Here is a 9,201-nt window from a genome sequence, read left to right on the forward strand (position 1 = left end):
TGTATTCGGCGCCGGCGGGCAGCACGGTGCTGATTGACCGTAACTGCCACAAGTCGCTGACTCACCTGATGATGATGAGCGACATCACGCCGATCTACTTCCGCCCGACCCGCAACGCCTACGGCATCCTCGGCGGCATTCCGCAGAGCGAGTTCCAGCGCGCCACCATCGCCAAACGCGTGAAGGAGACCCCGAACGCCACCTGGCCGGTGCACGCGGTGATCACCAACTCCACCTATGACGGCTTGCTGTACAACACCGACTTTATCAAGAACACCCTGGACGTGAAGTCGATCCACTTCGATTCCGCCTGGGTGCCTTACACCAACTTCCACCCGATCTATAAAGGCAAGTGTGGCATGAGCGGCGGCCGCGTGGAGGGCAAGGTGATCTATGAAACCCAGTCCACCCACAAACTGCTGGCGGCCTTCTCGCAGGCGTCGATGATCCACGTGAAGGGCGACATCAACGAAGAGACCTTCAATGAAGCCTACATGATGCACACCACCACGTCGCCGCACTACGGCATCGTGGCGTCGACCGAAACCGCCGCGGCGATGATGAAAGGCAATGCCGGCAAGCGCCTGATCCACGGCTCTATCGAACGCGCGATCAAGTTCCGCAAAGAGATCAAACGCCTGAAAGTCGAATCCGACGGCTGGTTCTTCGACGTCTGGCAGCCGGAGCATATCGATGAGCCGGAGTGCTGGCCGCTGCGCTCCGACAGCGCCTGGCACGGTTTCAAGAATATCGATAACGAACACATGTATCTGGACCCGATCAAGGTCACCATTTTGACGCCGGGGATGAGCAAGGAAGGCGAGATGCAGCCGTTCGGCATCCCGGCCAGCATCGTGGCGAAATACCTCGACGAGCGCGGCATCATCGTCGAGAAAACCGGGCCGTACAACCTGCTGTTCCTGTTCAGCATCGGCATCGACAAAACCAAGGCGCTCAGCCTGCTGCGTGCGATGACCGACTTCAAACGCTCGTTCGACCTGAACCTGCGGGTGAAAAACATGCTGCCTTCGCTGTATCAGGAAGCGCCTGATTTCTATGAAAACATGCGCATTCAGGATCTGGCGCAGAACATTCACCGCCTGGTGGAGCAACATAACCTGCCGGACCTGATGTACCGCGCGTTCGAAGTGCTGCCAACCATGGTGATGAATCCGTACCAGGCGTTCCAGAAAGAGCTGCATGGCGAAGTGGAAGAGGTCTATCTGGAAGAGATGGTCGGTAAGGTCAACGCCAACATGATCCTCCCATACCCGCCGGGCGTGCCGCTGGTGATGCCGGGCGAAATGCTGACCGAGGAGAGCCGGCCGGTGCTGGAGTTCCTGCAGATGCTGTGCGAAATCGGCGCGCATTATCCGGGCTTTGAAACCGACATTCACGGCGCCTATCGTCAGGCGGACGGACGTTATCGGGTGAAAGTGCTGAAGGCGAAATAACCGCAGCCAATAAGAGGGGAGGCGCTCGCGCTTCCCCTTTGCCGTTCACCGACTGATGGGAGACCACCATGAAAACACCCTCACAGCCGCGCGCAATCTACTATGTCGTAGCGATACAAATTTGGGAATATTTCAGCTTTTACGGCATGCGTGCGTTACTGATCCTCTATCTGACCCACCAACTCGGCTATACCGACAGCCGCGCCATCGATCTCTACAGCGCTTACGCTTCGTTAGTTTACGTCACTCCGATTCTTGGCGGCTGGCTCGCCGACCGCCTGCTGGGCAACCGCGTCGCGGTGATCGCCGGCGCGGCGCTGATGACCCTGGGGCATATCGTGCTCGGCCTGAGCGCGGTTTCTGCCCAGTCGCTCTATCTGGCGCTGGCGATCATCATCTGCGGCTACGGCCTGTTCAAATCCAATATCAGCTGCCTGCTGGGCGAGCTGTATCCGGCCCAGGATCCGCGGCGCGAAGGGGGCTTCTCGCTGCTGTATGCCGCCGGCAACGTCGGTTCCATTTTGGCGCCGATCGCCTGCGGGCTGGCGGCCGAGCGCTATGGTTGGCACGTCGGCTTTGCGTTGGCCGGGATCGGCATGTTCGCCGGCCTGGCGATCTTCCTGCTGGGCGGGCGTCATTTCCGCCACACTCGCGGCGTGAATGCCCCGCTGATGCGCGCCAGAAGCCTGGGCCTGCCGCACTGGGGCTGGCTGTTGGCGGCGTTGCTGGCATCGCCGCTGTTCTTCACGCTGTTGTTTATGCGCGACTGGGCCGGTTATTTGCTCGGGCTGGTGTGCGTGGCGGCGGTGGCGCTGGTGGCGCGCATTATGCTGCGCGCGGACGCCGGCCAGCGCCGGGGGCTGTGGCAGATCGTGGTGTTGATGCTGTTGGGCACGCTGTTCTGGGCCTTTGCCCAGCAGGGCGGCAGCTCCATCAGCCTGTTTATCGACCATTTCGTCGACCGGCGCTGGTTCGGCTGGACGGTGCCGACCGCCTTGTTCCAGTCGGTTAACGCTTGCGCGGTAATGCTGGGCGGCGTGGCGCTGGCATGGCTGGCGAGCGGCGATGGCGACCGCACGCTGCGCATCTGGTGCAAGTTCGCCTTCGGTCTGCTGTTGATCGGCGTCGGCTTTACGCTGATGGCGCTTAATACGCGGCTGCACGGGCCGGGATCGATGGGGCTGATGATCGCCGGCCTGGCGGTGATGGGCTTCGCCGAACTGTTTATCGATCCGGTGGCTATGGCGCAGATCACCCGGCTGAATATCCCCGGCGCCACCGGCGTGTTGACCGGCATCTATATGCTGGCGACCGGTTCGATCGCCAATTACCTGGCGGGCATCATCGCCAATCAGACCGCCGAAGATCACCTCGAGGGGGCGGCGATGCAGGCGTATGGCCGCATTTTCGCCCAGATCGGCTGGGGAGCGGCCGGGTGCGCGCTGGCGGTGATCGCGGCGCTGGGCGGCTGGTGGCTGCTGACGCGACGCCAGGCCCGGACGGTTAATGCTTGATTGATGACGGTAGGCGGGGTTAACGTGCAGCTATGTAGAAGTGACAAAGCCTACCGATGGATACTGATCAATTAACGACGCAGGTAGCGGACCAGTTGGGCGCACAGCAGCGGCTGCTGGTGGCGTTCAGCGGCGGCCTGGATTCCAGCGTGCTGCTGCATCTGCTGGCGACGTTGCGCCGCCAGCGTCCGGGAATGCAGCTGCGCGCGCTGCACGTGCATCATGGCCTGAGCGCCTTTGCCGACCGCTGGGTTGAGCATTGCCGCCGCCGGTGTGCCGACTGGCAGATCCCGCTGACGGTGACGCACGTGCAGGTGGACGCCCGCGAGGGCGGCATCGAAGCGGCGGCGCGTGCGGCGCGCTATGCCGCCTTCAGCGTAGCATTGGCGGAGGGCGAAGCGCTCCTCACCGCCCAACATCTCGACGATCAAAGCGAAACCTTCCTGCTGGCGCTCAAACGCGGCAGCGGGCCGGCGGGGCTGTCGGCGATGGCGGCGCGCGCCACGCTGGACGATCACCTGTTGTTGCGGCCGCTGCTGGGCTGCTCGCGTCAGGCGCTGGAAAGTTACGCGCAGCGTCACGGCTTGACCTGGATAGACGACGACAGTAATCAGGACACGCGCTTCGATCGCAACTTCCTGCGTTTGCAGGTCTTGCCACAGCTTAATCAACGCTGGCCGCACTTCGCCTCGGCGGTGGCGCGCAGCGCCAGCCTGTGTGCCGAACAGGAGCAACTGCTGGACGAACTGCTGGCGGAACCGCTGCAAAGCCTGTTGGCGGCGGATCGCTCATTGGCGATTGACGGTTTGACGGCCTGTTCGCCGGTGCGGCGCTTCGCCTTGCTGCGGCGCTGGATCGCATTGTTTGACGTCAGCATGCCGGCGCGTGAGCAGTTGCAGCGTCTGTGGGCGGAGGTGGCGCTCAGCCGGGAAGATGCCGAACCGCAGCTGCAGCTCGGCGCCTACCAGATCCGCCGTTTCCGCGGCCGATTGCACCTGTTGCCGCCGCTGGCGGCGCTGCGCGATGTGCATCTGCCCTGGCAGCCTGACCAGCCGCTGACGTTGCCGGACGGGTTGGGGCAGTTGATTGCCGGTGAGGGCGAGCTGGCGCTGCGCGCACCGCAGCCATCGCAACAGATCAGCGTTCGGTTCGGTGGCGTGCAGGGTATGGTGCGCATCGTGGGGCGCGCCCATTCGCGGCCGATAAAAAAACTGTGGCAGGAGCTGGGTATTCCCCCCTGGCAGCGTGAACGCATCCCGTTGATTTACTATGATGAGCAGCTGATCGCCGCGCTGGACGTATTTGTCTGTGAGGCGGGGCAGGTGCCGGAAGGTGAACGCCCGTGGCGACTGCGCTGGGAAAAAAATCATAATCGCGAGGAGCACTGATGAAGTTAGTGGGGATCACGCTGTTGGCCGTCGGCCTGTTCAGCCTGCCGGCATTGGCGGCGGGAGATGCGGCGGCCGGTCAGGCGAAAGCCGCCGCCTGTGCGGCGTGCCACGGCGCGCAGGGCAAGGTGACGGTGCCGATGTACCCGAATCTGGCCGGACAGAACGCCATGTATCTGCAGCATGCATTGCAGGCGTACAAGAAAGGGGAGCGCAACGGCGGCCAGGCCGAGGTGATGAAGGCCTATGTGTCGGGGCTGTCGGATGACGATATCGCCGATCTGGCGGCCTATTACGCCAGCCTGAAGCCGTAAATGACGAGGGCAGCCGTTGGGCTGCCCTGTTGGGATGGGGTTACCGCTGCTCAGTCCGACAGGCTGACGACCACGGTACCGATTTCCGGATGACTGAAACTGCTGATGTGGTCCAGGCGCAGGTCGCGCTGCTGGCCGTTCTGTTCGATGGTCAGATACTCAACGCGTTTCTTTTGCAGCAGGTCGATCGCCTTGGCCTCGATCACTTCTCCGTCGCGTAACTCCAGCTTCAGAATAAGTTTATGCTGACAGGCGAGTTCCAGGTTGTCGTAGTCATCGCAATTGATGGGTTGGTACTCATCATTCATCAACATAGTCGCTCACCAATAAGTTAGCGGCGGCAAAGGCCGCCTGTTCCCTAACGGAGGACGGTAGCGCATCGTTCGCTGCGACATCGTCCAATGCCTTTAACGCACAAGCCAGCGCATCAGGCACGTAGCCAAGATCTCCACTGCCAATCTCGGCGTAAGTACGGCGTACTAACTCACAGTATTGTTGCACAGTTTCCTCCCTTAAGAACCTCTGCATCATCAAGACTACTATCGCGATGAGGCGCAGGCTCTCGGAGTTTTATCCTATCCTAGACGACTATAGCACAGCTGTTATGGAGTTATCAGCACCCCGGCACGCCTTTCGCACTGCCGCAGCCTGGCCGCGCTGGCGGGGTTTGGCCCTGATCAAGTACACTGTCGCCGGATAATAACGAGGTCACCCATGGCGCTGAAAGCAACCATTTATAAAGCCGCGGTCAATATTGCTGATATGGATCGTCACTTCTACCACGACGCCACGCTGACGCTGGCGCAACATCCGTCTGAAAACGAGCAGCGCATGATGCTGCGCCTGTTGGCCTGGATCTGTCATGCCGACGAGCGGCTGGTGTTCACCAAAGGGCTGAGCGCCGACGACGAGCCGGAGATCTGGCAGCGCAACGACCACAACGGGCTGGAAATGTGGATCGAGATGGGATTGCCCGACGAAAAACGCATCCGGAAGGCCTGCAACCAGTCGCCGCGCGTGGTGTTGTACGCCTACGGCGAGCGCGCCGCGCACGTGTGGTGGCAGGGAATGCAGGGCAAGGTGGCCGGCTACAAGAACCTGAGCGTGCGTTTCCTCGACGACGAGCAGCTGGCGCGCCTGACGGCATTGGCCAGCCGCACCATGACGCTGCAGGCGACGCTGCAGGAGGGAACTATTTGGCTGTCCGATGCTCAGAATAGTCTGGAAATCCAGTTTGCCGAGTGGCAGCGGGCACAGGTGTGACCGGTGCTGGAACTGTCAAGAAACGTCGCCATACCGGATAATGAGCTTGAGTTGACGGCGATCCGCGCGCAGGGCGCGGGCGGTCAGCACGTGAACAAAACCTCAACGGCGATCCATTTGCGCTTTGACATCCGGGCCTCCAGCCTGCCAGAGTATTATAAGGAAAGGCTGCTGGCGCTGAATCACCATTTAATTACCACCGATGGCGTGGTGATTATCAAGGCGCAAGAGTATCGCAGTCAGGAATTGAATCGCGAAGCGGCGTTGGCCAGGCTGGCCGCGCTGATTCGGCAGGCGATGGTGGTGGAAAAAACGCGCAAGGCGACCAAGCCGACGAAAGGGGCGAAATTGCGCCGTTTGGAAGGCAAGGCGCGTAAAGGCGCCACCAAGGCGCTGCGCGGCAAGGTTCGCACTTAGGAATACATGAACACAGTAGGAGAATAACTGTGAAGAAAATTACGGTAGCCCTGTTCTTGGCGGCAGGCGCACTCTCGTTGTTGGGATGCAACAATCATTATCAGCCGAAGGAACAACCGCTGCAGGCGATGCCGCAGAGTTATCAAGGATTGTTGCCTTGCGCCGATTGCGGCGGGCTGGATACGGCGCTGTTCCTGGATGAGGACGGCACCTTTGTGCTGCAGGAAACCTATCGCGGCACCAAAGACGGCGATCAGACTTTTGCCGACTATGGCAAATGGGCGCGCACTGCGGATAAGCTGGTGCTGACCGACAGCACCGGTGAAAAACGTTACTTCCGTCCGGTGGGCAAAAGCCTGGAGATGCTGGATCGCAGCGGCGCGCCGATCGCCTCCAAGCTGAACTATCGCCTGGAGCCGATTGAAAAACCGTTGCCTAAAACCCCGATGGTGATGAAAGGCAGTTACACCTATATGGCGGATGCGGCAGTCTTTAAGGACTGCGCTACCGGCATCACGTTCCCGGTGGATAACAACATCGCGCTGGAGCAAGGCTACGCCAAAGCCAACAAAAATGCCGGCGAGCCGGTGTTCCTGACCTTCAATGCGCACTTCAGCGTGCAGCCATCGATGGAAGAAGGGCAGATAGAGAAGGCGGTGGTGCCGGACGGCAAAATCGCGTTCGACCGCAGCAAGAACTGCAGCAGCAAGTAAGCGTTTTCGGACATAAAAAAACCCGCCTAGGCGGGTTTTTTATTTTCTGGCGTTCGTCGCTCAGCGTTTGATCTGGCCCAGCAGGAAATCAACGATTTCGCCGGTTTTGATCATTTGCTTCTCGCCGACGCGGCGGTTCTTGTACTCGATCTCTTCGTTGTCGAGGTTGCGGTCACCGATGACGATAGAGTGCGGCACGCCGATCAGCTCCATATCCGCGAACATCACGCCCGGACGCTCTTTGCGGTCATCGAGGATCACATCGATGCCGTGGGAGCGCAGGGTGTTGTACAGCTCTTCCGCCAGCGCCTGCACGCGGAACGACTTGTGCATGTTCATCGGCAGGATCGCTACCTGGAACGGCGCGATGGCGTCCGGCCAGATGATGCCGCGTTCGTCGTGGTTCTGCTCGATGGCGGCGGCCACGACGCGCGTGACCCCGATGCCGTAGCAACCCATGGTCAGCACCTGGTTGCGGCCGTCTTCACCCTGCACGGTCGCTTTCATCGCTTCCGAGTACTTGGTGCCGAGCTGGAAGATATGGCCCACTTCGATGCCGCGTTTGATCAGCAGCGTGCCCTGACCATCCGGGCTGGCGTCGCCTTCCACCACGTTACGGATATCGGCCACCTGCGGCAGCGGCAGATCGCGCTCCCAGTTGATGCCGAAGTAGTGTTTGCCGTCAACGTTGGCGCCGGCGCCAAAGTCGCTCATCGCCGCCACGCTGCGGTCGGCTACCACCGGCATCGGCAGGTTGACCGGGCCGAGTGAACCCGGGCCGGCGCCGACGATGGCGCGAATTTCTTCTTCGGTGGCGAAGGTCAGCGGCGCGGCAACCTGCGCCAGCTTCTCTGCCTTGACTTCGTTCAGCTCGTGATCGCCGCGCACCAGCAGGGCGACCAGCTTGTGGCCGCTCTCTTCGGTGGCGCGCACCATCAGCGTCTTCACGGTTTTTTCCACCGGCAGCTGGAATTGCTCGACCAGCTCGGCGATGGTTTTGGCGTTCGGCGTATCCACCAGGCGCAGCGCTTCGCTGGCCGCCGCGCGCGGCTCTGCCGGCGCGACCGCTTCCGCCAGCTCGATGTTGGCGGCGAAGTCGGAACCGGTGGAGAACACGATATCGTCTTCACCGCTTTGCGCCAGCACCTGGAATTCGTGCGAGGCGCTGCCGCCGATCGAGCCGGTATCGGCCTGCACCGGGCGGAAATCCAGGCCCATGCGGCTGAAGATTTTGCTGTACGCTTCGTACATCGCGTCGTAAGTCTCCTGCAGAGACTCCTGTGAGGTGTGGAAGGAGTAGGCATCCTTCATCAGGAACTCACGGGAGCGCATCACGCCGAAACGTGGGCGCACTTCATCACGGAACTTGGTCTGGATCTGGAAGAAGTTCAGCGGCAGCTGCTTGTACGAGCTGATCTCGTTGCGGATCAGATCGGTGATCACTTCTTCATGCGTCGGGCCCAGCACGAACGGACGATCGCCGCGGTCGACGAAGCGCAGCAGCTCGGGGCCGTATTGCTCCCAACGGCCGCTTTCCTGCCACAGATCGGCAGGCTGAACCACCGGCATGGACACTTCGATCGCGTTAGCATTGTTCATTTCTTCGCGAACGATGTTTTCAACCTTCTTCAGAACGCGCAGGCCGGTCGGCAGCCAGGTGTAAAGACCGGAGGCCAGCTTGCGGATCATCCCGGCGCGCAGCATCAGCTGGTGGCTGATCACTTCGGCGTCGGCAGGTGTCTCCTTCAGTGTGGAGAGCAGATATTGGCTAGTACGCATGGTGTTTTGGTTCCGTTAGAACTGCAAATTGCATCGGGCTGCCAGAGTGGCGGCCAAAAGTGACAAAAGTGGTTTAGTTTACCAGCGCGAGCGGGTCGCCAAAAGAGAGGCGGCGGAATTTTAACGCGGGTCGAGCGCCAACACTTCGGTGTGGCCGTCCACGACGCGCCAGCGCACGTTGAAATCCAACAGCCAGACGGCGTAATCCCGTTCGACGTCCTCTCCTTTACGATAGGCGGGACGGGGGTCTTGCGCCAGCACCTGGCTGATAAAACGCCTTAATTGCGGGTAGCGCGCCTGATGTTGCTGCAGCTGTTGCTCGGCCTGCGGCGCGAAACGCACCGGCATATCGCCGGCGG

The 9,201-nt window shown here is 61.0% G+C and carries 10 protein-coding genes and 1 pseudogene; 7 read left to right on the plus strand and 4 right to left on the minus strand.

Going from position 1 to position 9,201, the window contains the following annotated elements:
• From cadA to ADK28_RS27435, 4 genes are all read left to right on the plus strand, one after another.
• A partial coding sequence (cadA, locus tag ADK28_RS27420; protein WP_048797210.1) for a lysine decarboxylase CadA occupies positions 1-1,454 on the plus strand: 1,454 nt, incomplete at its 5' end.
• A 68-nt stretch (positions 1,455-1,522) separates the two neighbouring features.
• Complete coding sequence (dtpD, locus tag ADK28_RS27425) at positions 1,523-2,968, plus strand: dipeptide permease DtpD (protein ID WP_048797211.1); 1,446 nt, start codon at positions 1,523-1,525, stop codon at positions 2,966-2,968.
• Between the two features lie 56 nt (positions 2,969-3,024).
• Complete coding sequence (tilS, locus tag ADK28_RS27430; protein WP_048797212.1) at positions 3,025-4,356, plus strand: tRNA lysidine(34) synthetase TilS; 1,332 nt, start codon at positions 3,025-3,027, stop codon at positions 4,354-4,356.
• Positions 4,356-4,670: a c-type cytochrome gene (locus tag ADK28_RS27435; RefSeq protein ID WP_048797213.1), complete on the plus strand. Its 315-nt coding sequence runs from the start codon at positions 4,356-4,358 to the stop codon at positions 4,668-4,670. The genes tilS and ADK28_RS27435 overlap by 1 nt, the downstream gene beginning before the upstream one ends.
• 50 nt (positions 4,671-4,720) lie before the next feature.
• Here the strand turns inward: ADK28_RS27435 and rof are convergent, their stop codons facing one another.
• Together rof and ADK28_RS27445 are read right to left on the minus strand one after the other, a co-directional pair.
• Positions 4,721-4,984 (minus strand): Rho-binding antiterminator, encoded by a 264-nt coding sequence (gene rof, locus ADK28_RS27440; protein ID WP_004931991.1) that lies wholly within the window; start codon positions 4,982-4,984, stop codon positions 4,721-4,723.
• Positions 4,971-5,171: a YaeP family protein gene (locus ADK28_RS27445; RefSeq protein WP_004931993.1), complete on the minus strand. Its 201-nt coding sequence runs from the start codon at positions 5,169-5,171 to the stop codon at positions 4,971-4,973. Before ADK28_RS27445 ends, rof begins: the two co-directional genes overlap by 14 nt.
• Before the next feature lie 213 nt (positions 5,172-5,384).
• On the opposite strand from ADK28_RS27445, the gene ADK28_RS27450 reads away from it, so the two are divergent.
• Genes ADK28_RS27450 through nlpE form a run of 3 tightly spaced genes read left to right on the plus strand, consistent with a single transcriptional unit; the run spans position 5,385 to position 7,063 of the window.
• Positions 5,385-5,933, plus strand: coding sequence for a YaeQ family protein (locus tag ADK28_RS27450; protein ID WP_004931995.1), 549 nt, complete (start codon positions 5,385-5,387; stop codon positions 5,931-5,933).
• A 3-nt stretch (positions 5,934-5,936) separates the two neighbouring features.
• On the plus strand, positions 5,937-6,350 hold the full coding sequence (arfB, locus tag ADK28_RS27455; RefSeq protein WP_048797214.1) for an alternative ribosome rescue aminoacyl-tRNA hydrolase ArfB: 414 nt from the start codon (positions 5,937-5,939) through the stop codon (positions 6,348-6,350).
• A 29-nt stretch (positions 6,351-6,379) separates the two neighbouring features.
• Positions 6,380-7,063, plus strand: a complete 684-nt coding sequence (gene nlpE / locus ADK28_RS27460; RefSeq protein WP_016929868.1) for an envelope stress response activation lipoprotein NlpE — start codon at positions 6,380-6,382, stop codon at positions 7,061-7,063.
• A gap of 60 nt (positions 7,064-7,123) precedes the next feature.
• Here nlpE and proS read toward each other — a convergent pair whose 3' ends face one another.
• Both proS and ADK28_RS27470 read right to left on the minus strand, forming a co-directional pair.
• Positions 7,124-8,842, minus strand: a complete 1,719-nt coding sequence (gene proS / locus ADK28_RS27465; RefSeq protein WP_048797215.1) for a proline--tRNA ligase — start codon at positions 8,840-8,842, stop codon at positions 7,124-7,126.
• A gap of 120 nt (positions 8,843-8,962) precedes the next feature.
• A pseudogene (locus tag ADK28_RS27470) lies at positions 8,963-9,201 on the minus strand (tRNA (N6-threonylcarbamoyladenosine(37)-N6)-methyltransferase TrmO); the annotation flags it as partial.

The organism is Serratia sp. 506_PEND, assembly GCF_001076875.1.
GTDB lineage: Bacteria > Pseudomonadota > Gammaproteobacteria > Enterobacterales > Enterobacteriaceae > Serratia > Serratia marcescens.